20 protein-coding genes and 1 tRNA gene are annotated in these 22,745 nt (G+C 73.9%); 13 read left to right on the top strand and 8 right to left on the bottom strand.

The annotated features are described in order from the left end of the window. Positions 1–4: 4 nt before the first annotated feature. The 3 genes from BM142_RS12555 (at position 5) to BM142_RS12545 (ending at position 3,711) form a co-directional block, all read left to right on the top strand. Positions 5–970 (top strand): alpha/beta fold hydrolase, encoded by a 966-nt coding sequence (locus tag BM142_RS12555; protein WP_254790856.1) that lies wholly within the window; start codon positions 5–7, stop codon positions 968–970. A gap of 159 nt (positions 971–1,129) precedes the next feature. Next, positions 1,130–2,650, top strand: a complete 1,521-nt coding sequence (locus BM142_RS12550) for a WS/DGAT/MGAT family O-acyltransferase (RefSeq protein ID WP_254790893.1) — start codon at positions 1,130–1,132, stop codon at positions 2,648–2,650. Beyond that, positions 2,647–3,711: an NAD-dependent epimerase/dehydratase family protein gene (locus BM142_RS12545; protein WP_254790854.1), complete on the top strand. Its 1,065-nt coding sequence runs from the start codon at positions 2,647–2,649 to the stop codon at positions 3,709–3,711. Before BM142_RS12550 ends, BM142_RS12545 begins: the two co-directional genes overlap by 4 nt. A 22-nt stretch (positions 3,712–3,733) precedes the next feature. Here the strand turns inward: BM142_RS12545 and BM142_RS12540 are convergent, their stop codons facing one another. Beyond that, the gene (locus BM142_RS12540) at positions 3,734–4,645 is read right to left on the bottom strand and encodes an alpha/beta fold hydrolase (RefSeq protein WP_092198982.1); all 912 of its coding nucleotides are present in this window, start codon (positions 4,643–4,645) and stop codon (positions 3,734–3,736) included. A gap of 231 nt (positions 4,646–4,876) precedes the next feature. Here BM142_RS12540 and BM142_RS12535 point away from each other — a divergent pair, with 231 nt between their 5' ends. Together BM142_RS12535 and BM142_RS12530 are read left to right on the top strand one after the other, a co-directional pair. Beyond that, positions 4,877–5,686, top strand: a complete 810-nt coding sequence (locus BM142_RS12535; protein ID WP_092198979.1) for an esterase/lipase family protein — start codon at positions 4,877–4,879, stop codon at positions 5,684–5,686. 94 nt (positions 5,687–5,780) lie between these two features. After that, the gene (locus tag BM142_RS12530) at positions 5,781–5,969 is read left to right on the top strand and encodes a hypothetical protein (RefSeq protein ID WP_139228879.1); all 189 of its coding nucleotides are present in this window, start codon (positions 5,781–5,783) and stop codon (positions 5,967–5,969) included. Between the two features lie 70 nt (positions 5,970–6,039). On the opposite strand, the gene BM142_RS12525 is transcribed toward BM142_RS12530, so the two are convergent. The 3 genes from BM142_RS12525 to BM142_RS12515 all read right to left on the bottom strand — a co-directional run bounded on the left by BM142_RS12525 (position 6,040) and on the right by BM142_RS12515 (position 7,087). After that, a tRNA-Val gene (locus BM142_RS12525) sits at positions 6,040–6,111 on the bottom strand. 83 nt (positions 6,112–6,194) lie between these two features. Then, on the bottom strand, positions 6,195–6,653 hold the full coding sequence (locus BM142_RS12520) for a peroxiredoxin (RefSeq protein ID WP_092198973.1): 459 nt from the start codon (positions 6,651–6,653) through the stop codon (positions 6,195–6,197). 14 nt (positions 6,654–6,667) lie between these two features. Continuing rightward, the gene (locus BM142_RS12515; RefSeq protein WP_092198970.1) at positions 6,668–7,087 is read right to left on the bottom strand and encodes a DUF3052 domain-containing protein; all 420 of its coding nucleotides are present in this window, start codon (positions 7,085–7,087) and stop codon (positions 6,668–6,670) included. 460 nt (positions 7,088–7,547) lie between these two features. On the opposite strand from BM142_RS12515, the gene aceE reads away from it, so the two are divergent. Further along, positions 7,548–10,352, top strand: a complete 2,805-nt coding sequence (gene aceE / locus BM142_RS12510) for a pyruvate dehydrogenase (acetyl-transferring), homodimeric type (RefSeq protein WP_092198967.1) — start codon at positions 7,548–7,550, stop codon at positions 10,350–10,352. A 162-nt stretch (positions 10,353–10,514) separates the two neighbouring features. On the opposite strand, the gene BM142_RS12505 is transcribed toward aceE, so the two are convergent. After that, positions 10,515–11,915: a GH1 family beta-glucosidase gene (locus tag BM142_RS12505; RefSeq protein WP_092198964.1), complete on the bottom strand. Its 1,401-nt coding sequence runs from the start codon at positions 11,913–11,915 to the stop codon at positions 10,515–10,517. A 196-nt stretch (positions 11,916–12,111) separates the two neighbouring features. On the opposite strand from BM142_RS12505, the gene BM142_RS12500 reads away from it, so the two are divergent. After that, positions 12,112–13,140 carry a LacI family DNA-binding transcriptional regulator gene (locus BM142_RS12500; protein WP_092198961.1) on the top strand — a complete coding sequence of 343 codons (1,029 nt, stop codon included), beginning with the start codon at positions 12,112–12,114 and terminating at the stop codon, positions 13,138–13,140. Here the strand turns inward: BM142_RS12500 and BM142_RS12495 are convergent. Then, a complete protein-coding gene (locus tag BM142_RS12495) occupies positions 13,132–14,343 on the bottom strand; it encodes a M20 metallopeptidase family protein (protein ID WP_092198958.1) in 1,212 nt (403 codons plus the stop codon). The genes BM142_RS12500 and BM142_RS12495 overlap by 9 nt on opposite strands. Before the next feature lie 46 nt (positions 14,344–14,389). Further along, positions 14,390–14,938: a pirin family protein gene (locus tag BM142_RS12490; RefSeq protein WP_092199438.1), complete on the bottom strand. Its 549-nt coding sequence runs from the start codon at positions 14,936–14,938 to the stop codon at positions 14,390–14,392. Positions 14,939–15,104: 166 nt separating this feature from the next. On the opposite strand from BM142_RS12490, the gene BM142_RS12485 reads away from it, so the two are divergent. From BM142_RS12485 to BM142_RS12460, 6 genes are all read left to right on the top strand, one after another. Next, on the top strand, positions 15,105–16,283 hold the full coding sequence (locus BM142_RS12485) for a PucR family transcriptional regulator (protein ID WP_092198955.1): 1,179 nt from the start codon (positions 15,105–15,107) through the stop codon (positions 16,281–16,283). Positions 16,284–16,373: 90 nt separating this feature from the next. Further along, positions 16,374–17,639, top strand: coding sequence for an acyltransferase domain-containing protein (locus tag BM142_RS12480; RefSeq protein ID WP_254790852.1), 1,266 nt, complete (start codon positions 16,374–16,376; stop codon positions 17,637–17,639). Beyond that, positions 17,636–18,604, top strand: coding sequence for a beta-ketoacyl-ACP synthase III (locus tag BM142_RS12475; protein WP_092198952.1), 969 nt, complete (start codon positions 17,636–17,638; stop codon positions 18,602–18,604). Before BM142_RS12480 ends, BM142_RS12475 begins: the two co-directional genes overlap by 4 nt. A 121-nt stretch (positions 18,605–18,725) precedes the next feature. After that, positions 18,726–18,971 (top strand): acyl carrier protein, encoded by a 246-nt coding sequence (locus BM142_RS12470; RefSeq protein ID WP_092198949.1) that lies wholly within the window; start codon positions 18,726–18,728, stop codon positions 18,969–18,971. Between the two features lie 92 nt (positions 18,972–19,063). Beyond that, positions 19,064–20,305 carry a beta-ketoacyl-[acyl-carrier-protein] synthase family protein gene (locus tag BM142_RS12465; RefSeq protein WP_092198946.1) on the top strand — a complete coding sequence of 414 codons (1,242 nt, stop codon included), beginning with the start codon at positions 19,064–19,066 and terminating at the stop codon, positions 20,303–20,305. Positions 20,306–20,381: 76 nt separating this feature from the next. Next, positions 20,382–21,794 carry an acyl-CoA carboxylase subunit beta gene (locus BM142_RS12460; RefSeq protein ID WP_254790850.1) on the top strand — a complete coding sequence of 471 codons (1,413 nt, stop codon included), beginning with the start codon at positions 20,382–20,384 and terminating at the stop codon, positions 21,792–21,794. A gap of 214 nt (positions 21,795–22,008) precedes the next feature. Here the strand turns inward: BM142_RS12460 and BM142_RS12455 are convergent, their stop codons facing one another. Next, on the bottom strand, positions 22,009–22,509 hold the full coding sequence (locus BM142_RS12455; RefSeq protein WP_092198943.1) for a DUF3145 domain-containing protein: 501 nt from the start codon (positions 22,507–22,509) through the stop codon (positions 22,009–22,011). Between the last annotated feature and the right edge of the window lie 236 nt (positions 22,510–22,745).

Raw genomic sequence — 22,745 nt, 5'->3', positions numbered from 1 at the left:
GCGCGTGCCGAGCGACGTCCCACCGCTGTCCCTGCCGAGCCCGGCCGCGCCCCCGCCGCCGGGCTCGCGCACCGTGACGACCGACGACGGCGTCCCGCTGCACGTCGAGGTCGACGGCGTCACGGACGCGCCGGTCACCGTCGTCTTCTCGCACGGGTTCACCGCCCGGCTGGCCGAGTGGCAGCTGCAGCGCGCCGCCCTGCGGGACCGGGCGCGGCTGGTCCTCTGGGACCAGCGCGGGCACGGTCGCTCGGGATGGACGCCGCTGACGGAGGCGAGCATCGACCGCACCGGCCGCGATCTCGGCCAGGTGCTCGACGCCGTCGCGCCGACCGGGCCGGTCGTGCTCGCCGGGCACTCGATGGGTGGCATGAGCATCCTCGCGCTGGCCCGGCAGCGGCCCGAGCTGTTCGGCGACCGGGTGGTGGGCGCCTTCCTGCTGGCCACCTCCGCGGGCGGCCTGGTCGGCACCGGCCCGCTGGGCCTCGCGGTGAAGGTGATGCGGCGGCTGCGCCTGCTCCCGCTGTACCTGCGGCTCCTCCAGCTGCTCGCGCCGCTGCTGGAGCGCTTCCGCCGCCGCGGGACGGCGGTGGGCCGCCGGACCGTCCGCCGGCTGCTCTTCGGACGGGACGACGCCGACCCGGCCAGCGTCCGGATGGTGCAGGACCTGCTCGAGGAGACGCCGCTGCCGGTGACGATGGCGTTCTACGCGACGTTCCTGGACCACGACGAGACGGCGTCGCTGGAGGTGCTGGGCCGCGTCCCGGTGACCGTCGTCGCGGCCACCCACGACCGGCTCACGCCGGTGGACCACGGGCGTCGCCTGGCGGCCGGCATCGGGACGGGCGCCGAGCTGGTCGTGGTGCCCGGCGCCGGGCACAGCGTCAACCTCACCCGTACCCGGATCGTCGACGACGCGTTGCACCGGCTGCTGGACCGCGTGGAGACGGCAGGGAGAAAGGCCGGTTGACCCGACCACCCACGGGGCACGGCAGTGTGGCGGCCACCACAGTGACCGGCTTGCAGTGACTTCCCGGCACGCCTAACTTCAGCGGCCACCCGACGACGTGCGAATGGCCCCGGTCCGAACAGCGCGACCAGGGGCGGCGAGGAGCAGAACGTGGACCGGATGAGCGCCCTCGATGCGGGCTTCTTCTACGCGGAGAGCGAGAACACCCCGATGCACGTGGGGTCGGTGGCCGTCTTCGACGGCCCGGCTCCCACCTACGGCGACGTCGTGCGGCTGATCCTCAGCAAGCTGCCGAAGGTCCCGCGGTACCGGCAGCGGGTGCGCCCGGTGCCGATGCAGCTCGGCCGGCCGCTGTGGGTGGACGACCCGCACTTCCAGATCCTGTACCACGTGCGGCACACCGCCGTGCCGCACCCCGGCAGCGACGAGCAGCTGCGCAACCTGGCCGGACGCGTCCTGGGCCAGCGGCTGGACATGGCCAAGCCGCTCTGGGAGCTGTGGCTGGTCGAGGGCCTGGCCGAGGACCGCTGGGCGCTGATCTCCAAGGTGCACCACTGCATGGTCGACGGCGTCGCCGGGACCGACCTCATGCAGCTGATGTTCGACCTGGACCCCGAGGCCACGCACGAGGCCGTGCAGGACTGGACGCCCCGGCGCAGCCCCTCGACCCTCGAGATCATGGCCGGCTCGGTGTCGGAGAGCCTGACGAACCCGGTGCAGCAGCTGGCCAACGCGCCCGCGATCGGCAGCCCCGTCCGGATGGTCAAGGAGCTGGCGGCATCCGGGAGGACGCTCGCCCAGACGGTGCCCTCGCTGGCCAAGCAGGCGATCACCCCCACCGCGCGGTCGCTCAACGGCCCGATCGGCCCGCACCGGCGCTGGGCCTGGACCGAGGGCAAGTTCGAGGAGTTCAAGGCGGTCCGGACGGCGTTCGGCGGCACGGTCAACGACGTCGTCCTCACCGCGATCACCAGCGGCTTCCGCGATCTGCTGAAGAGCCGGGGAGAGCTGTCGTCGGAGAAGCTGGTGGTCCGCTCGATGGTGCCCGTCTCGGTGCGCCGGGAGGACCAGAAGGGCAGCCTGAACAACCAGGTGTCGGCGGTCTTCGTCGACCTGCCGGTCGGCCTGTCGGACCCCGTGGCCCGGCTGACCTCGATCCGGGGGCAGATGGACGAGTACAAGCGGGCCATGCAGGCGGTGGACGCCAACTCGATCATCTCGATGGGGAACTTCGTCGCGCCGACGCTGCTGTCGATGGGGGTGCGGGCGGCGCTGCAGGCGGGCCAGATGTGGTGCCAGGCGGTGACCACCAACGTGCCCGGCCCCCGCGTGCCGCTGTACGTCCTCGGCAAGCGCATGGTCAGCGCCACCGCCTACGTGCCGATCGCCGGGGGCACCCGGTGCTCCATCGGGATCTTCTCCTACCTCAACACGATGACCTTCGGGATCAACGCCGACTTCGACGGCTACCCCGACGTCGACGTCCTCTCCGGTGGCATCCGTCGCGGCATCGAGGAGCTCCTCACCCTGGCGCGGAGGCACACGGAGGAGGAGATCCGGGCCGAGGCGGAGGCGGACGCGGCGACGGGACGGACGCCGCCGCCACCGCGGAAGGCACCGGCGAAGCGCGCCGCGAAGAAGGCGCCGGCCACGAAGGCCTCTCCGGCAGCCGCCCGGTGAGCCCGGGCCGGCAGCGCGGATCCGGAGCGCTCGGCGAGGGGCCGCGCGGGCTGGACGAGCCGGACGGCGCCGGAGGCGGGCTCACCGTGGCCGTCACCGGGCCGACCGGCACCTTCGGCTCGGGCCTGGTCCCGCTGCTCCAGGACGACGAGCGGATCGGCCGGATCATCGGGATCGCCCGCCGCCCGTTCGACCCGGCCGCGCGCGGCTGGACGAAGATGGAGTACCGGCAGGGCGACGTCCGCGACGCCGAGGCCCTGCGGACGGCCTTCGACGGCGTGGACGTGGTGGTCCACCTGGCGTTCCTCATCACCGGCAACGCCTCGCGCGAGGTGACCCGGTCGATCAACGTGGACGGCACGCTCAACGTCTTCCGCGCCGCGGCCGCGGCCGGGGCCGGGCGGTTCGTCTACGCCTCCTCCGTCGCCGCGTACGGCTTCCATCCCGACAATCCCGAGCGGATCGACGAGCAGTGGCCCACCCGTCCGGCGGCGCGGCTCTTCTACGCCCAGGAGAAGGCCGAGCTCGAGGAGCTGCTGGACGCCGAGGCGGGCAGGCACCCGGAGCTGGCCCTCTTCCTGCTCCGCCCTCCCGTGGTGCTCGGGCCGAACGTGATCGGCGGCAAGGACGTGCTGCCCGGACCGCTCGCCCCGCTGGGCCGGAAGCTGTTCGGCCGGCCACGGCGGCTGCCCGTCCCGGTCCCCGTGCTGGTCCCCGAGCTGCCCCTGCAGTTCGTCCACGAGGAGGACGTCGGGCGGGCGCTCGTGCAGTGCATCGTCGGGGCCGGCCCACCGGGGGCCTACAACATCGCCGGCGACGGCGTGCTGACCGCCGCCGACGTCGCCCGGGAGTTCGGCGCGCTGCCCATCGGCCTGCCGCCCGCACCCGCGCAGGCCGCCGCGCGCGCGTTCAGCCGGCTGCCGTTCCTGCCCCCGGCCGCGGAGTGGGTCGAGGCGGCCGCCCGGCCGGCGATCATGGACACCACGAAGGCGCGGGAGCAGCTGGGCTGGCGGCCGCGGTACACCGGTCTGGAGGCCCTGCGGGCGTCGTTCGGGCCCTGACCCCGACCGGACGCCGGGTGGGTCAGACCGCCCGCACCTGCGCCGTCTCCCGCAGCCAGTCGAGCACGGCGTCGGCCAGCTGCTCGGGCACCTGGAGCTGCGGCACGTGCCCCACCCCGGGCAGCTCGAGGTAGGCCCAGCCCGGGTGCCGCTGCGCGGCCTGCCGCGCGGCGGCCACGGGCACGAGCCGGTCCTGGTCCCCGTGCACCAGCAGGACGGGGACCCGGACGGCGGCCATCGCCCGGCGCAGCAGCCGCGGGTCGAGCAGGAGCAGCAGCAGCGAGCGCGCGGCGGTGAGGAAGGCGCGGTCCATCCCGGCGACGTCCTGCCGCCGGTCGACCAGCTCGATGGAGCGCTCGACGAGCCGCGGCGGCACGTCGTTCTCGGTGAGCCCGCAGAGCGCGAGGGTGTCGAGGACGGTGGCGCGCGCGCCGCGACGGCGCCGCCGGGCGGCGAGGAACCGCTCCCCCACCCCGGGTACGGCGAAGACGGCGAAGTTGGCCGCCACCCGGGCGTCGAGCCGCTGCCGGGGCCCGGGCACCGCCGGATCCACGAGCACCAGGCCGCTGACCGTCTCCGGCTGCCGGGCGGCCTGCAGGATGGAGATCATCCCGCCCATCGAGTTGCCGACCAGGACGGCCGGCGTCCCGGCGACCTCCCGCAGGAACCGGTCGAGGACGGTGACGTTGTTCTGCACCGTCGCCAGCCGGAGGCCCGGCTCGCTGAGGCCGAATCCGGGCAGGTCGACGGCGAGGACGCGGGCGGAGCCGCGGATGAGCGGGGCGAACAGGTCCCAGTTCAGGTGCGAGCCACCGAGGCCGTGCACGAGCACGACCGTCGGGGCCGACTCCGGGCCGCCGAAGTCGACGTAGTGGACGGGACCGCCGAGGTCCACGGTCCTGCTCTGCCCGTACTCGTCGCGTCGCTCGGTCATCGCTGCATCCTGCCTCGCCGGGGACGGCCGCGCCCGCAGGCAACGCGACCGTCATCTCGGCGTTCCGTGGCCGGTGCACGACCACACCGATCCGAGCGGAACGTGAACGGCTGATATGACCCAGGACACAATTGGGCAACATCTGCCCGCGCTCCGTGCCCGCGGAGTGTGAGCCAGGCCGCATCTTGGTAGTTGTCGGTACCAACGGCAGTCGGCACCAGGAGGACGACAGTGGCTTCACGGCAGGACGACGGACCCGCGCTCCCGCTCTACCTCACCGAGCCGACCCGCGCCGTCGGCGACTACGGCCTCTACCTCGCCGCCAAGCCGCTGATGTCCCGCCTGCCGCACGGTGACGGGCACCCGGTGCTGGTCCTGCCGGGGCTGCTGGCCGACGACACCTCGACCCGCGCGCTGCGGGCGGTGCTCCGGAGGCTGGGCTACGACGCCCACGGCTGGGGGCTGGGCCGCAACATCGGCCCCACGGCCAGCTGCGTGACCGGCACCCGGGACCTCCTCGGCCACCTCAGCGACAAGCACCAGCGGCCGGTCTCCCTGATCGGCTGGAGCCTGGGTGGCATCTTCGCCCGCGACCTGGCCCGCCGCTCCCCCGAGTCGGTCCGCCAGGTGATCACCCTGGGCAGCCCGTTCCGGCTCGCCCGGCACAGCCAGAGCCGCGCGACGAAGGTCTTCGACCGCTTCTCCCACCTGCACGTGGAGCACCGCACCCTGCCGCTGGAGTCGGAGAACACCCCGCTGACCGTGCCCGCGACGTCGATCTACTCGCACTACGACGGCATCGTGCACTGGCAGACCTGCCTGGACACCCCGGGCGAGCTGTGCGAGAACATCGCCGTCATGGCCAGCCACCTCGGGCTCGGGCACCACCCCGCCTCCATCTGGGCCGTGGCCGACCGGCTGGCCCAGCGGGAGGGTTCGTGGCAGAAGTTCCGGGCGCCGCTGTTCCTGCGCCCGGCCTTCCCGAAGCCGGCCGCCCCGACGGTTGCGGACCCGGTCGCCGCGCACGGCACCGCCGCCTGAGGAAGGACCCCCTCCTCCCCACCCCTCGCACGCTCGGGGCGGTGTCCTGGAGGGGGCCGACGGCGCCGGCGCACCCGCGACTACCGTGACCTCCATGCCGCTGATCTCGCACTGGGGCGGCCCCCGCCACGGTGAGGTCGACGAGGTGCCCGCCGAGCAGCTCGAGACCTCCGTCCTCGTCTACGACGGACCCCGCTGGTTCGGGGTCTACGAGCGCTTCGAGCCCCGGCAGCTCCAGGAGACCTCGCGGGGACCCGCCGAGGTGTGGGTCGTCCGCGAGTAGGCGGTGACCGGTGCTGGGCCACCCGGAGCCCGCGGACCGGCGCCCGGCGGCGCGGGACGGCGACGGTGAGTGGGCGCGGCAGGGATCGAACCTGCGACCGCTCGCTTGTAAGGCGAGAGCTCTCCCGCTGAGCTACGCGCCCGTGGGTGCCCAGGTCGGAGGGTCCGTCCTCCGCGGCCCTCGAACGGTCGAGGGGCATCGGACGCCGACCACCTGGGCCCCGGGCTAGGCGAGCTTACCGACCGCGTCCTTCCAGCCCGACTGCTCGCGGACGTCGCCGGGAGAGTTGACCTCGGCGAAGGTGATCTTCCCGTCGGCGTCGACCAGGAACGTCGCCCGCAGGGCCATGCCGGCCTTCTCGTTGAACGCGCCGTAGGCCTCGGCGGTGACGCCGTGCGGCCAGAAGTCCGAGAGCAGCGGGAAGTCGAGGCCCTGCTGCTCCTTGAACGCCTTGAGGCTGAAGACCGGGTCGGTGCTGATGGCCAGCACCCGCACCCCGGCGTCGGTGTACACCGACAGCTCGTCCCGCAGCTGGCACAGCTCGCCGGTGCACAGCCCGGAGAACGCGAAGGGGTAGAAGACCAGCAGGACCGGCGTCCCGCGCAGCTCGGCGAGGGAGACGACCTGCTTGTCCTGGTCGGGGAGGCTGAACTCGGGCGCGGCGTCGCCGACGGAGAGGCTCATGGGCCGATCGTGCCTCAGCGGCGGGTGCGGGCGGCCTTCGGGGTGACCAGGCGGATCCCCGACCAGTCCTTGGCGGCGGAGATGCTGCTGGTCTGGGACAGGCCGGCCGTGGGCGCGACCTCCGTGACGTCGCCGGGCTCGACGTGGCCGGGCCGGCCGGACTTGGGAACCAGCAGCCAGACGACGCCCTCGTCGGCCAGCGAGGTGATCGCGTCGGTGAGCGCATCGAAGAGATCACCGTCGTCCTCCCGCCACCAGAGGACGACGACGTCGGCCACCTCGTCGGTGTCCTCGTCGACCATCTCCCCGCCGGAGACCTCGATGATCGCGTCGCGCAGGTCCTCGTCGGCGTCCTCGTCCCACCCGAGCTCCTGCACGACCATGCCCGGCTTGATGCCCAGCCGGGCCGCCATGCCGGTGCTGTCGACGCTCATCCCTGCTGATCCTCCATGGAGTGGCCTGTTGCTGACCGGTCGTGGGGTGGATGGTGCCCTGTCGGGGCGCCGGACGCGCGCGGACGCGTCCCGCTCACTGGTTCCCGTCGTCGGGACGGGGGGTGCCGGGGAGCCGCGGTGCCGGACCGTCTCCCCCGCAGATGCCGGGATCGAACGCGCGCGGGACGGACACGACCGGCGGGCGGCTTCCCCGCTGCCTGGTCATGTCACCCCTCTCGCTCTCCCCGACGCCCGCTGCCCGGGATCGACCCCGGTCGTGCGGCGCGGCGCCCGTTCCGTCCGAGCCACCGCTGGCGGAAGCGTAGGGCATGTCGCGTGTGGCGCAAGCCGCCCGTAGCGGCCCGCCACCCGTGGGAGACGATCAACGCCGACGCGCGACTCGGCACACAACCGGTCGGTAGACGTGACGATCATGGCCCCGACGGGAGACGATGGACACATGAGCGCACCGCAGCAGTCGGACGGCGACCCCGCCCGCGACGCCGGCACGCCCCGCGCGGTCATCACCGACGGGCTGCCCAGCCAACTCCCCGACACCGACCCCGACGAGACGCAGGAGTGGTTGGACTCGCTCGACGCCGTCGTCGACAACGCCGGCCGCGAACGCGCCCGTTACGTGATGCTCCGGCTGCTCGAGCGCAGCCGCGAGCAGCAGGTCGGCGTGCCCGCCCTGCGGAGCACCGACTACATCAACTCGATCCCGCCCAGCCGCGAGCCGTGGTTCCCCGGGGACGAGCACGTCGAGCGCCGGATCCGCGCCTACATCCGGTGGAACGCCGCGATCATGGTGCACCGGGCGCAGCGCCCGGGGATCGGCGTCGGGGGGCACATCTCCTCCTACGCCAGCTCGGCCTCGCTCTACGAGGTGGGCTTCAACCACTTCTTCCGCGGCAAGGACCACCCCGGCGGCGGCGACCAGATCTACTTCCAGGGCCACTCCTCCCCCGGCATCTACGCCCGCGCCTTCCTCGAGGGCCGGCTCTCCGAGGACAAGCTCGACGGGTTCCGCCAGGAGGTCAGCCACCCCGGCGGCGGGCTGTCCTCCTACCCGCACCCACGGCTCATGCCCGACTTCTGGGAGTTCCCCACCGTCTCCATGGGCCTGGGGCCGCTGAACGCGATCTACCAGGCGCGGTTCAACCGCTACCTGCACGACCGCGGGATCAAGGACACCTCCGACCAGCACGTGTGGGCGTTCCTGGGCGACGGCGAGATGGACGAGGTCGAGTCGCTCGGCGCCATCGGCCTGGCGGCCCGCGAGGAGCTGGACAACCTCACCTTCGTGGTCAACTGCAACCTGCAGCGGCTCGACGGGCCGGTGCGCGGCAACGGCAAGATCATCCAGGAGATGGAGTCGTTCTTCCGCGGCGCCGGCTGGAACGTCGTCAAGGTGATCTGGGGCCGGGAGTGGGACGCGCTGCTGTCCGCCGACCGGGACGGTGCGCTGGTCAACCTGATGAACCAGACGCCGGACGGCGACTACCAGACCTACAAGGCCGAGGACGGCGCCTTCGTCCGCGAGCACTTCTTCGGCCGCGACCCGCGCACCCGCAAGCTCGTCGAGGGCATGAGCGACAAGGAGATCTGGAACCTCTCCCGCGGCGGGCACGACTACCGCAAGGTCTACGCGGCGTTCAAGGCGGCGCAGGAGCACAAGGGCCAGCCGACCGTCATCCTCGCCAAGACCATCAAGGGCTGGACGCTCGGCAACCACTTCGAGGGCCGCAACTCGACCCACCAGATGAAGAAGCTGACCGCGGACGACCTCAAGCTCTTCCGCGACCGGCTCTACCTGGACATCCCCGACGAGGCGCTCGACAAGACGATGCCGCCGTACTACAAGCCCGACCCCGACTCCGACGAGATGCAGTACATGCTCGAGCGGCGCCGGCAGCTCGGCGGCGCCGTACCGCGCCGCCGCTCGGAGGCGAAGGCGCTCAAGGCACCCGACGACAAGGCGCTGGAGGTCCTGCGCCGCGGCTCGGGCAAGCAGGAGGTGGCGACGACGATGGCGTTCGTCCGCCTGCTGAAGGAGCTGCTCAAGGACAAGGAGCTCGGCCCCCGCTTCGTGCCGATCATCCCGGACGAGGCGCGCACCTTCGGCCTGGACTCGCTCTTCTCGTCGCACAAGATCTACAACCCGGCGGGACAGCGGTACACGTCGGTCGACCGGGAACTGATGCTGGCCTACAAGGAGTCCGAGCAGGGCGTGATCCTGCACGAGGGCATCAACGAGGCCGGCTCCACGGCGTCGTTCACCGCCGTCGGCAGCTCCTACGCCACGCACGGCGAGCCGATGATCCCGATCTACATCTTCTACTCGATGTTCGGGTTCCAGCGGACCGGTGACGGCTTCTGGGCGGCCGCCGACCAGATGACGCGCGGGTTCATCCTGGGTGCCACCGCCGGTCGGACGACGCTCAACGGCGAAGGTCTCCAGCACGAGGACGGGCACTCGCTGCTGCTGGCCCACACCAACCCCGCGGTGGTGTCCTACGACCCGGCGTTCTCCTTCGAGGTCGCGCACATCACCAGGGACGCCATCGTCCGGATGTACGGCGACGACCCGGGTGCCCCGCTGGGCGGCCACCGCTCGCCGGACGTCATGTACTACCTGACGGTCTACAACGAGCCGTTCGTCCAGCCGGCCGAGCCGGAGGGCCTCGACGTCCAGGGTGTGCTGGCGGGCATGCACCGCTACGCCGAAGGGCCGCAGACCGACGGCCCGAAGGCCCAGGTGCTGGCGTCCGGGGTGGCGGTGCCGTGGGCGCTGCGGGCGCAGGAGCTGCTGGCGAACGACTGGAACGTCTCCGCGGACGTCTGGTCGGTGACCTCGTGGGGGGAGCTGCGCCGCCAGGCCGACGCGGTCTCCCAGCACAACCTGCTGCACCCGGAGGAGGAGCCGCAGGTCCCCTACGTCACCTCCCGGCTTCAGGACGCGGACGGGCCGGTCGTCGCGGTGTCGGACTGGATGCGGGCGGTGCCGGACCTGATCGCTCCGTACGCGCCGCACGGGATGCAGACGCTGGGCACCGACGGGTTCGGCCTGTCCGACACCCGCCCGGCGCTGCGCCGGCACTTCCACGTCGACGCCGAGACGATCGTCGTCCGCACGCTGGCCTCGCTGGCCGACTGGGGCCGGCTGGACCGCGACGTGGTGAAGCAGGCGGTGGAGAAGTACCAGGTGCGCGACGTGCAGGCGGCGCCGGCCGACGAGCGGTCGGACCCCAGCCCGGCCACCTGAGCCAGGGGGCCGGGACCGTGGAACTCACGGTCCCGGCCCTGGTCCGGTCGCCCCGGCGGGACCTAGGTCCAGCCGCTGCACCTGACGTCCAGCCGCGCCGTGACGCGGCTGGACGTCAGGAGCGGCGGCTCCGGCCCCGCTGAGGGACGGACCGAGCCGGGGTCAGCCCTGGGCCTCGCGGTGGCGGCGCAGGATGTCGGCGTAGACGCGGGCACTGTCCTTGGGCGTCCGCCGCTGGGTGTCGTAGTCGACGTGCACCAGGCCGAACCGCTGCGCGTACCCGCGGGCCCATTCGTAGTTGTCCAGCAGCGACCAGGCGAAGTACCCACGGACGTCGGCGCCGGCCGCGACGGCGTCGGTGACGGCCTCGAGGTGGCGGAGCAGGTAGTCGGTGCGCTCGGGATCGTGGACGGCGCCGTCCTCGGCCACCTCGTCCGGCCAGGCCGAGCCGTTCTCGGTGATCACCAGCGGCAGCCCCGGCGCCTGCTCGGAGATCCAGCCCAGCAGCCGGGTGAAGGTGCCCGGGCTGACGCCCCAGCCCATCGTGGTCGTAGGGCCCTCCGGGTCCAGCTCCACGACGTCCTCGCCGCCGATGAAGTGCGTCGGGTCGTCCGGCGCCCGATCACGGACCTGCACGGTCGACTCGAAGTAGTAGTTGACACCCAGCCAGTCCAGCGGCGCCGCGATCGTCTCGAGGTCGCCGTCCTGGATCGGCAGCGGCGCCCCGGCGGCGGCGAGGTCGGCCTCGACGTCGGGGGGGTAGGCGCCGGTCACGACGGGGACCAGGAACATCCGGTTCTGCTGGCCGTCCAGCCGGCGGGCCGCGTCGACGTCCTCGGGCCGGTCGGTGGCCGGCGTCATGGGCGTGAAGTTCAGCGTGATCCCGAGCGAGTCGGCACCCCGGTCGCGCAGCGCCCGGGTGGCCAGCCCGTGGCCGAGCAGCAGGTGGTGCGTGGCCCGTGACGCGGCGGCGGCGTCGCGCAGGCCCGGGGCGTGCTGGCCCGACATGTGGCCCAGCAGGGCGCTGCACATCGGCTCGTTGAGCGTCGACCAGTGCCGCACCCGGTCGCCGAGCGCGTCGTGGACGGTGCCGGCGTAGTCGGCGAAACGGGCCGCGGTGTCCCGGTCGGTCCAGCCACCGCGGTCCTGCAGCGCCTGCGGCAGGTCCCAGTGGTAGAGGGTCAGCCACGGGTCGACCCCCGCCGCCAGCAGCTCGTCGACCAGGCGGCGGTAGAAGTCCAGCCCCCGCTGCTCCACCCGCCCGGCCCCCTCGGGCAGCACCCGCGACCAGGCCACCGAGAACCGGTAGGCCGAGAGCCCGAGCTCGGCCATCAGGGCGACGTCCTCCGGGTAGCGGGTGTAGTGCTCGACGGCGACGTCGCCGGTGTGGCCCTGGAAGGTGCGGCCCGGCGTGTGGCTGAACGTGTCCCAGATGGAGAGGCCACGGCCGTCGACGTCCACCGCGCCCTCGATCTGGTAGGCGGCGGTGGCGGCCCCGAAGACGAATCCGGGCGGGAACACCAGCCCGGCGGCGCGGTCGGGTCGGGCGTCGGTCGAGGTCATGGACGCAGAACTCCTCGGGAGGGACGGCGGGACGGGCGGTCGACGACGGCGTGAGAACGCTTCCACCTCGCGCCGGAGGTCAGCGTCCGGCCACCCCACCGGGATGTCAAGGCCCTCGTGGAAACGCTTCCACAGCGACTACGGTGGACCGCCGCGCACCAGCGCGGCCGGCCGGTCCCCGACCCGAGGAGCACGTATGAGCAGCACCGCGGCGCGGCCCGGCACGCCCACCCTCGACCAGGTCGCCTCCCTGGCCGGCGTCTCCCGCGCGACCGTGTCGCGGGTGGTCAACGACTCCCCGCGGGTCAGCCCCACGGCCCGCGAGGCGGTGCGGGCCGCCGTCGAGACGCTCCGCTACGTGCCCAACCGGGCGGCCCGGAGCCTGGTCACCCGGCGGACCGACACCGTCGCACTGGTGCTCTCGGAGTCGGGGACCCAGCTGTTCTCCGACCCCTTCTTCGCCAGCATCGTGCAGGGCCTGTCGGCCCACCTCGCCGACACCGACCGCACCCTCGTCCTGCTCGCGGCGCGGGACCGGCGGGAGCAGGAGAAGATCGGCCGGTACGCGCGCCAGGGCCACGTCGACGGGGTGATCCTCCTGTCGCTGCACAGCGACGACCTGCTGCCCGGGATCCTGGCCTCCTCGCGCGTCCCGCTGGTGCTGTCGGGCCGCCCGCTCGACGGCCGCGAGGTGTCCTACGTCGACGCCGACAACGCCGGCGGTGCCGCCGCGGCCACCCGCCACCTGCTCGCGCAGGGCCGCACCCGGATCGCCACGATCACCGGCCCGCTGGACATGGTCGCCGGGCTCGACCGCTACGCGGGCTACCGCAGCGCGCTCGAGGCCGCGGGGCGCACGCCGGACCCGGACCTGGTGGACGGCGGCGATTTCGGCGAGGTCGGCGGGATGCGGGCGATGAGCCGGTTGCTCGACCGCGCCCCGGACCTCGACGCCGTGTTCGTCGCGTCGGACCCGATGGCGGCCGGAGCGCTGCAGGCGCTGCGGACGGCCGGGCGGCGGGTGCCCGACGACGTCGCGCTGGTCGGCTTCGACGACGCACCGCTCGCGCAGGCCTGCGACCCGCCGCTCACCACCGTCGCCCAGCCCCTCGGGGAGATGACCGCGCTGATGCTGGAGCTGCTGCTGCGCCGGATCGAGGACGCCGACGCCCCCGTCGAGACCCGGGTGTGCGCCACCCACCTGGTCCGGCGGGCCTCAGCCTGACGCCGCGAGCGCGCGCATCGCCATCCGCGCGTAGAGCGCCGCGCCCGCCGGCAGCGGCTCCTCGTCGAAGACCACCAGGTTGGAGTGGTTGGCCGGCGCCGTGGCCGGGTCCAGCCCCGGCGGGCACGCGCCCAGCCAGGCCATGGCGCCGGGCACCGCCTCCAGCACGTAGGAGAAGTCCTCGGCGCCCATGAGCGGGGCCGACGACAGCACGCTCGCCCGCTCCCCCAGCAGCTCCCGCGTCTCGGCCAGCACCGCGGCCGCCGCGGCCGGATCGTTGACCGTCACCGGGTAGCCCTGCTCGTGCTCGAAGGCGACCTCCAGGCCGTGCGCGGCACCGATGTGCGTGGCCACCCGCCGGACGGCCGCGACGACGTCGGCCCGCCGTTCCGCCGAGAGCGTGCGGATCGTGCCCTCGAGGAACGCGGTGTCGGGGATGACGTTGTTGGTCGAGCCGGCCGCGAGGTGGGCGACGGTGACGACGGCGGGATCGAAGACGTCGACCCGGCGGGTCACCATCGACTGCAGCGCCAGCACGATCTCGGCGGCCACCGGGATCGGGTCGGCGGCCGCGGCGGGGTCGGAAGCGTGCCCGCCACGGCCCTGCACGGTCATCGCCCACTGGTCGGCGGCGGCCATCATCGGGCCCGGCCGCACGTGCACGCTGCCGCTGGGCAGGGTCGAGCCGACGTGCAGGGCGAACGCCCCGCTGACCGGCGCCTCCGGGACGACGTCCAGCAGTCCCTCCTCGAGCATGTAGCGGGCGCCGTGGAAGCCCTCCTCCCCCGGCTGGACCATGAACACCACCTGCCCGGCCAGCTCGTCCCGCCGCGCGGCCAGCAACCGCGCGGCACCGAGCAGCATCGCCACGTGGGTGTCGTGCCCGCACGCGTGCATGGCACCGGGGTGCTCGGAGGCGAACGGCAGACCCGTGTCCTCGTGCACCGGCAGGGCGTCCATGTCGCCGCGGAGCAGGTAGGTGGGGCCGGGCCGCGACCCGTGCAGCACGGCGACGACCGAGCTGGTCGAGGTGCCCGTGGTGAGCTGCACGGGCAGATCGGCGAAGGCCTCGAGCACCAGCTCCTGGGTGCGAGGCAGGTGCAGGCCGATCTCGGGACAGCGGTGCAGCCGGCGGCGCAGGTCGATGGTGCGGTCGGCGTCGTCGTAGGCGGCGGAGAGCAGCTCCTGGGCGCTGGTCGGCATGCGTCCCACTCTCACACCGCGCCCGGGCACCTGCAGCGGCGGCGCGTCAGTCCCGCGCCCACGCCGGCCGCTCCGCGTCGAGCTCCCAGACCAGGAACACGCCGGGTCCGACCACCGCCCCGCCCGGCTGCTGCCGGACGACCACGGCGTCCCGGCCGCGGGAGACGAGCAACCCGGCCGGCACCGGGACGGACTCCCCCGGGGCCGCGCGGCCCACCCAGAGCCGGGCGTCCTCGCGGTCGAGGTCCACCCAGCCGGAGGCGGCCCGGTGCACCCGGTGGGACGGGGCGGCGCCCGGGGCGGCGCTCCGGAGATAGCACTGCAGCACGCGCGCGCCCTCGGCCCCGGCCACCTCGTCGTGCTCCAGCCCGGCCCCGGCGCGGAGCACCGCGGCGTCACCGGCGGCGAGCTCGGCGCCGTCCCCCCAACGGTGCCGCAGGGATCCGGCCAGGACGACCGCCACGACGTCGACCGCGCGGTGCTCGTGCCGGCCGTACCCGGCGTGCGGCGCCAGCCGGTCGTCGGCCATGCGCAGCAGCGGGCCCAGCGACCCGTCCTCCGGAGCCAGCACGATGCGCTGGTCGAACCCGGTCATCGGAGGACCGTCCGGCCGCCGGGCGGTGCGGAGCACGGGCCGATGGCACGGAGGGTGACCACCGCCCGGACCGGCGCACGCGTACGGGTGAGGGCCGCACTGCCGGCCGGGGGAACCTCCACCGCCCCACTCTCCCCGACGGCCTCTCCCGTGACACGCTGGCCGGGTGAGGAGCCGGGTGAACCACCGCCCGCCGACCGAGGGCACGATCCGTCGGCTGGAGCGCTCCTCAGGCGCGCTCGCGACCCGTGCGGTGGCCCGGATGGACGAGCAGCTCCCCTGGTTCCGCGCCATGCCCGCCGACCGCCGGTCGTGGGTGACCCTGGTGGCCCAGCGCGGGATCGCCTCCCTGGTGGAGTGGTGCCGCGACCCCGGCCGCCCGCCGCGGCTCACCGGCGACGTCTTCGGCGCCGCCCCCCGCGAGCTGGTCCGCGTCGTGGCGCTCAAGCAGACCGTGGACCTCATCCAGGTGGTCGTCGACGTCCTGGAGGACCACGTCGCCTCCGTCGCCGAGCCCGGCGACGAGGACGCCCTGCACCTGGCGGTGCTCCAGTTCAGCCGCGAGGTGGCCTTCGCCACCGCGCACGTCTACGCCAGCTTCGCCGAGAACCGCGGTGCCTGGGACGCCCGGCTGGAGGCGCTGGTCGTCGACGCGCTGGTCCGGGGCGAGCGGTCCGAGGAGCTCTCCGGCCGGGCCGCCGCGCTGGGGTGGGCCACCAGCACCCCGGTGGTCGTGCTCGTGGGCGCCACGCCGGCCGGTGAGGACCCGCACGGCGCCGTCCGCCGGGCCGCCCGGTCGCTGGGCAGCGACGTGCTCGTCGGCGTGCACGCCGAGCAGCTGGTCGTCGTCCTCGGCCGGCCCGACGACCTGGACGAGGTGGCGGAGCGGGTCAGCGACGAGTTCGGCGAGGGCCCGGTGGTGACCGGGCCGGTGGTCGACGGGCTCGCACGGGCCGGGGAGTCCGCGGCAGCCGCCCTGGCCGGGCTCCGCGCCGCGCGGGCGTGGCCGGAGGCGCCCCGCCCGGTGGCCGCCGACGCGCTGCTGGCCGAACGTGCCCTGGACGGGGACCCGCTCGCCCGCGCGGCCCTCTCCGAGCGGGTGGCAGCGCCGCTGCAGGCCGCCGGCGGCGAGGTGCTCGAGACGGTTCGGGCCGTGCTCAGCAGCGGCGGCAACCTGGAGGCCAGCGCGCGGGCGATCTTCGTCCATCCGAACACCGTCCGGTACCGGCTCAAACGGGCCGCCGAGATCACCGGTGTCTCGGTCACCGACCCGCGCGGCAGCTGGACGCTGCAGGTCGCGCTCGCCCTCGCGCAGCTCGACCACGAGCGGTCGCTCTGGCACTGATGAGGCGTTTCCCACGAGTCGGGGCGGTGAACGGCCCGTGACAGGGCGGCCGTTTTGGAGGGTTCCTACAAAGATCAGCGGTGTGCTTTCGTGGCCGACACCGCCACGCCGCCGGATGATCACTGGCACGGTGAGGGGGTGCTGGCCGTCCTCGCCCCCGGACAGGGTGCGCAGAAACCCGGAATGCTCACCGACTGGCTCGACCTCCCCGGCGCCGAGTCCTTCTTCCGCTGGGCCGGTGCGATCGCCGATGCGGACCTGCTGACCCTCGGCACCACGGGCGACGCCGAGGCGATCAAGGACACGGCGGTCACCCAGCCCCTGGTCGTCGCGATGAGCCTCTTCGTGGCCCGCGAGCTCGGCGGGCTGCCCGGACCGGTGACCCACAGCCCGCACGCCGGCCGCGACGTGGTCATCGCCGGGCACAGCGTGGGCGAGTTCACCGCCGCCGCGCTGGCCGGAGTCCTCTCCGTCGAGGCCGCGATCGCCCTCACCGCCGTCCGCGGCCGGGCCATGGCCGCCGCCTGCGCGCAGACGCCGACCGGCATGTCCGCCGTGCTCGGGGGCGAGTCGGACGACGTGCTGGCCGCCATCGAGAAGCACGGCCTCACCCCGGCCAACCTCAACGGCGCCGGCCAGATCGTGGCCGCCGGCGCCCTCGACGGCCTGGCCGCGCTCAAGGCCGACCCGCCCGCGAAGGCCCGGATCATGCCGCTGTCGGTCGCCGGCGCCTTCCACACCGAGTACATGACCTCGGCGCGCACCGAGCTCGAGGGGCTGGTGGGCGGCCTGGCCCCGGCCGAGCCGAGCCGTCTGCTGCTCTCCAACGCCGACGGCTCCGCCCTGCCCACCGGCGCCGAGGCGGTGGCCCGGCTGGTCAGCCAGGTGACCAGCCCCGTGCGTTTCGACGCGTGCCTGGCCACCATGCGGGAACTGGGCGTCACCGCCGTCATCGAGCTGCCCCCGGCCGGAGCCCTGGCGGGGCTGGCGAAGCGCGAGTGGAAGGGCCACCAGGTCAACGGGGCGGGGATCGAGATCCTCGCGGTGACCGGCCCGGCCGACCTCGACCGCGCGCGTGAGCTCATCGCAGCCGAACGCGGCCGCAGCGAGGCCGAGTACCTGCCGGACTGGCGCGTCGTCGTCTCCCCGGTGCGGGGCACGGTCAGTCCGGCCGAGGTCGCCGAGGGCACCCACCTGCCGGCCGGCACGCCGCTGGGCCTGGTGCGCAGCCGCCGCGACGAGGTCCATGTCTCCGCCGGCTACGACGGGGTACTGGCCGAGTGGCTCGTGCACGAGGGCGACCTCGTGGACGCCGGCGACCCGATCGCCCGTCTCTACCCGGAGGTCACGGCATGACGACACTGCAGCTGCCGGCCGGCGCGCCCGGCGCGCGCCTCCTCGGCTTCGGGAGCTACCGGCCACGCCGGCGGGTGACCAACGACGAGCTGGCGCAGCGCATGGAGACCAACGACGAGTGGATCCAGGCGCGCGTCGGCATCGCGGAACGGCGGTGGGCCGAACCGGACGAGACGCTCGTCGAGATGTCGGTGGCCGCCGGCGGCAAGGCCCTGGCGGCCAGCGGTCTGGACGCCAACGACATCGACCTGGTGCTGCTCGCCACGACCAGCCCGCCCAAGGCGATCCCCGGGCTCGCCCCGCGGATCGCGCACCAGCTGGGCGTGCCCCGGCCGGGCGCCTTCGACGTCAACGCCGGCTGCGCGGGCTGGTGCTACGCGCTCAGCGCGGCGGCCGACGCCATCCGGACCGGATCGGCGCGGAACGCGCTGGTCATCGGCGGGGAGCGGCTCACCGACTACACGAACCTCGACGACCGCGCGACGGCGGTGATCTTCGCCGACGGCGCCGGTGCCGCCGTCGTCGGGCCCGCCGACGAGCCGACGATCGGCCCGGTGGTCTGGGGCAGCGACGGCGACCTGCACGAGGCCATCGCCATCCCGGAGAACGAGACGGGCATGAGCATGGCCGGCCAGGCGGTCTACCGCTGGGCCACGACCAAGCTCACCGACACCCTCGTCGAGGCCATGCGCCGCGCGGGCGTCGGCCCCGACGACATCGACGTCTTCGCACCCCACCAGGCCAACCTGCGGATCATCGAGCTGATGGCCAAGCGGCTGAAGCTGCCGGAGCGGACCGTCATCGCCCGCGACATCGTGCGGTCGGGCAACACGTCGTCGGCGTCGGTGCCCCTGGCGCTGGCGGCCCTGCTGGAGAGCGGCGAGGCCAAGAGCGGCGACCTGGCCCTGCTCCTGGGCTACGGCGCAGGGCTCACCTTCGCCGGTCAGGTCGTCGTGCTCCCGTGAGCGCCATGACCGTCGTGGGCGGCGCTCCTGCGAGCGCCACCACCCCCGATCCCCGGGACACCCCGTCCCGGACGACGGCGGCATCCCACCGCCCCATCCGAGAGAAGAGAGGACCCGCCGCGTGAGCAGCACCCAGGAGATCCAGACCGGGTTGGCCGAGATCCTCGAGGAGGTCGCCGGCGTGACCCCCGCCGACGCGACCCCCGAGAAGTCCTTCACCGACGACCTCGACGTGGACTCGCTGTCGATGGTCGAGATCGCCACCGCCGTCGAGGACAAGTTCGGCGTCGCCATCCCCGATGACGAGCTCGGGAACATCAAGACCGTCGGCGACGCGATCAGCTACATCGAGAAGAACCAGGGCTGACAGCAGGACCCCCCTGCCCCCCACCGTTGACAGCGGGACGGGCAGGGGGGGCTCACCCCGGCCGCCCGGCCACCATTCCAGGAGGAATCGTCATGAGCACGCCCGTGACCGACGTCGTCGTCACCGGACTCGGTGCCACCACGCCCCTGGGCGGCGACGTCGCCAGCACCTGGGACGCGCTGCTCGCCGGGCGGTCGGGGGTCAGCCGGATCACCGACGACTGGATCAAGGACTACCCCGCCCAGCTCGTCGCCCGTCTGGCCACCGACCCGGCCGACCAGATCGACCGCGTCCGCGCCCGCCGGCTCGACCGCAGCCAGCAGGTGGCCGTGATCGCCGCCGAGGAGGCCTGGCGCGACTCCGGGGCCGCCGACGCCGGCGTTCCCGCCGAGCGGGTCGCCGTCGTCATCGGCACCGGCATCGGCGGCGCGCTCACCCTGCTCGGCCAGGACGACGTCCTGGAGGCGAAGGGGCCCAAGCGGGTCTCCCCCTTCACCATCCCGATGCTCATGCCCAACGGCCCGGCGGCCGCCGTCGGTCTGGCGATCGGCGCGAAGGGCGGCGTCCACGCGCCGGTGAGCGCCTGCGCGTCGGGTGCCGAGGCGATCCGCTGGGGGCTGGACCTGCTCCGCTTCGACCGGGCCGACGTGGTCCTGGTCGGCGGCACCGAGGCGTGCGTGCATCCCCTGCCGATGGCCGGCTTCGCCGCGATGCGGGCGATGTCCACCCGCAACGACGAGCCGGAGCGGGCCTCCCGGCCGTTCGACAAGGCACGCGACGGCTTCGTGCTCGGCGAGGGTGCGGCCTGCATCGTGCTGGAGAAGGCCGATGCCGCCAAGGCACGCGGCGCGCGCGTCCACGCCCGCCTGGCCGGCGCCGGGGGGACCGCGGACGGCTACGACCTGGTCGCCCCGCACCCGGAGGGCGAGGGCGCCTCCCGGGCGATCTCGGCCGCGCTCCGCGACGCCGGGCTCTCCCCCGCCGACATCGGGCACGTCAACGCCCACGCCACCTCGACGCCGGTCGGCGACACGGCCGAGGCCGCGGCGATCCGCTCCTCGCTGGGCGACCACGTGCTGGTCAGCGCCACGAAGAGCCAGACCGGCCACCTGCTCGGCGCTGCGGGTGCGCTCGAATCGGTCTTCACGATCCTCGCGCTCCGCGAGCAGATCGTCCCGGCCACCGCCAACCTCGAGGACCCCGACGACGACGCGTCGGTCCAGGCACTCGACATCGTCCGCACCGAGCCACGGCGCGCGACCCTCACCGCCGCCGTCAACGACTCCTTCGGCTTCGGCGGCCACAACATCGCGCTGGTCTTCACGACGGCCTAGCGACCGGGCCTCCCCGCCCGCCCCTCGCACGCTCGCAGCGGGACCCTGCAGCGAGGCTCCCCGACCCGGAGGACACGTGACCACCGTCCACGCCGCCCCGCCCCTGCCCACGCCCGACCCGCGCGACCCCGAGGACCGCCTGCAGCGGTTCTTCGACGACGGTTCCATGGAGCTGCTCGCCGCCCGCGACACGTCCGGCGTGCTGGCCGCACGCGGCACGGTGAGCGGGAGCCCGGTGGTCGCGTTCTGCACCGACGCCACCGTCATGGGCGGCGCGATGGGCCTCGACGGCTGCCGGCACATCGTCGACGCGATCGACACCGCCCTGCGCGAGCGCGTGCCGTCGGTCGGGATCTGGCACTCCGGCGGCGCCCGGCTCGCCGAGGGCGTGACCGCCCTGCACGCGGTGGGCGAGGTGTTCGCGGCGATGGTCCGCGCCTCGGGACGTGTCCCGCAGATCTCGATCGTGCTGGGGGCGGCCGCCGGTGGCGCCGCCTACGGGCCGGCGCTCACCGACCTGGTGATCATGGGCCCGGCCGGCCGGGTGTTCGTCACCGGGCCGGACGTCGTCCGATCGGTCACCGGTGAGGAGGTCGACCAGGAGAAGCTGGGCGGGCCGGACACCCACGGGCGGCGCAGCGGCGTCGTCCACGTGGTCACCGATTCCGAGGCCGCCGCCCTGGAGACGGGCCGCATGGCCGTCGACCTGCTGGCCGCCCAGGGCACGTTCGCGCCGCCGGACAGCGCGCCCGACGTCGACCTGGCCGCGCTCCTGCCCGAGCAGAAGCAGCGCGCCTACGACGTGAAGCCGCTGATCGCGAACCTGCTCGACGCGCCGGGGCTCGAGCTGCACCCGCGGTTCGCGCCCAACGTCGTCACCACCCTGGGCCGGCTGGCCGGCCGGACCGTCGGCGTCATCGCCAACAACCCGATCCGGCTGGGCGGCTGCCTGGACTCGGCGTCCGCGGAGAAGGCGGCCCGGTTCGTGCGGATGTGCGACGCCTTCGGGGTGCCGCTGGTCGTACTGGTCGACGTCCCCGGCTACCTGCCCGGCGTCGGCCAGGAGTGGGACGGCGTCGTGCGCCGTGGGGCCAAGCTGCTGCACGCCTTCGCCGAGGCCGTCGTGCCGCGGGTGACCCTGGTGACCCGGAAGTCCTTCGGCGGCGCCTACATCGCCATGAACGCCCGGTCGCTCGGGGCGACGGCGGTCTTCGCGTGGCCGGGTGCCGAGGTCGCCGTGATGGGAGCCAAGGCCGCGGTCGGGATCCTGCACCGCAAGAAGCTGGCCGCCGTCCCACCCGGCGAACGCGAGGCGCTGCACGCGCAGCTGGCCGAGGAGCACGAGCGGATCGCCGGCGGGGTCAACCGCGCGCTGCAGATCGGCGTGGTCGACGAGGTCGTGGAGCCGACCCAGACCAAGCGCCGGCTGATCGCCGCGCTCGCCGCGGCCCCGCCCGGCCGCGGGGCCCACGGCAACATCCCCCTCTGACCCCGCAGCCACGATCAGGGTCCCTGATCGTGGCGCGTCCTCCCTCACGGTGCACGGTGAGGGAGGACGCCCGATGATCAGGGACCCTGATCATCGACGACGACGGAGGGAAGGTCGCCCGGACGCCGCTTCCCCGACGGCGCCCGGACGACCTGGTCCCAGGTTACGACGATCCGGGGAGTCGGCCCGGAGTGTCGTAGTGCAACCGTGACCCTCAGACGACCTGGTGCAGCCAGGTCGCCGGGCTGCCGTCGCCGGCGTGGCGGTAGACCTCGAGGTCGGAGTCCCAGGCGGCGCCGAGCAGCTCGTCCACGCCGTGGCGGAAGGCCTCGGCCGAGGACGCGGTCGCCGCCAGGTGCCGCAGCTGCTGCTCGCTGATCATGATGTCGCCGTTGGCGCTGGTCGGTGCCCGGAAGACACCGTGCCCGGGCACGTAGGACATGCGCTCGCCGTCGTTGCCGTAGCTGGCTTCCTCGGTGACCTCGAAGCGCAGCATCGGCCACGCGCGCAGCGCGGCCACCAGGCGGGCACCCGTACCGGGCGAACCGGTCCAGGCGACCTCCGCACGGTAGGAACCGTGCGCCGCGGGCTGCTCAGCCCACGACAGGGAGACCGGCGCGCCGACGACGCGTTCCAGCGCCCACTCGACGTGCTGGCAGAGCGCCTTCGGGCACGCGTGCACGAAGACGACACCCTGGGTAGACCGTCGCTGCACGAGGCACCTCCATCGACTCGATTGGTCTCGTCTTCCCCTACGGACCCATCGATTCGGTGACGCGCTGTATTCGGCAGTGGCGGAACAGGGCTTCCGGGAACAGTCTGCACGATGAGGCACCCATCGCGCCAGCCCGGCTGAGGCAGTTGGGGCGATTGTGACGGATGGTCACCGGCGCAATGCTTTCGTGCTGGTCAAGTGCCAATACCACGAGTGCGGGACGCTCGTCCACCGGA

This window comes from Blastococcus tunisiensis, assembly GCF_900112815.1.
In the GTDB taxonomy this organism is placed as follows: domain Bacteria; phylum Actinomycetota; class Actinomycetes; order Mycobacteriales; family Geodermatophilaceae; genus Blastococcus_B; species Blastococcus_B tunisiensis.
Note: the sequence above shows the minus strand (reverse complement) of the source record. Positions and strands in the feature narration are given on the sequence as shown.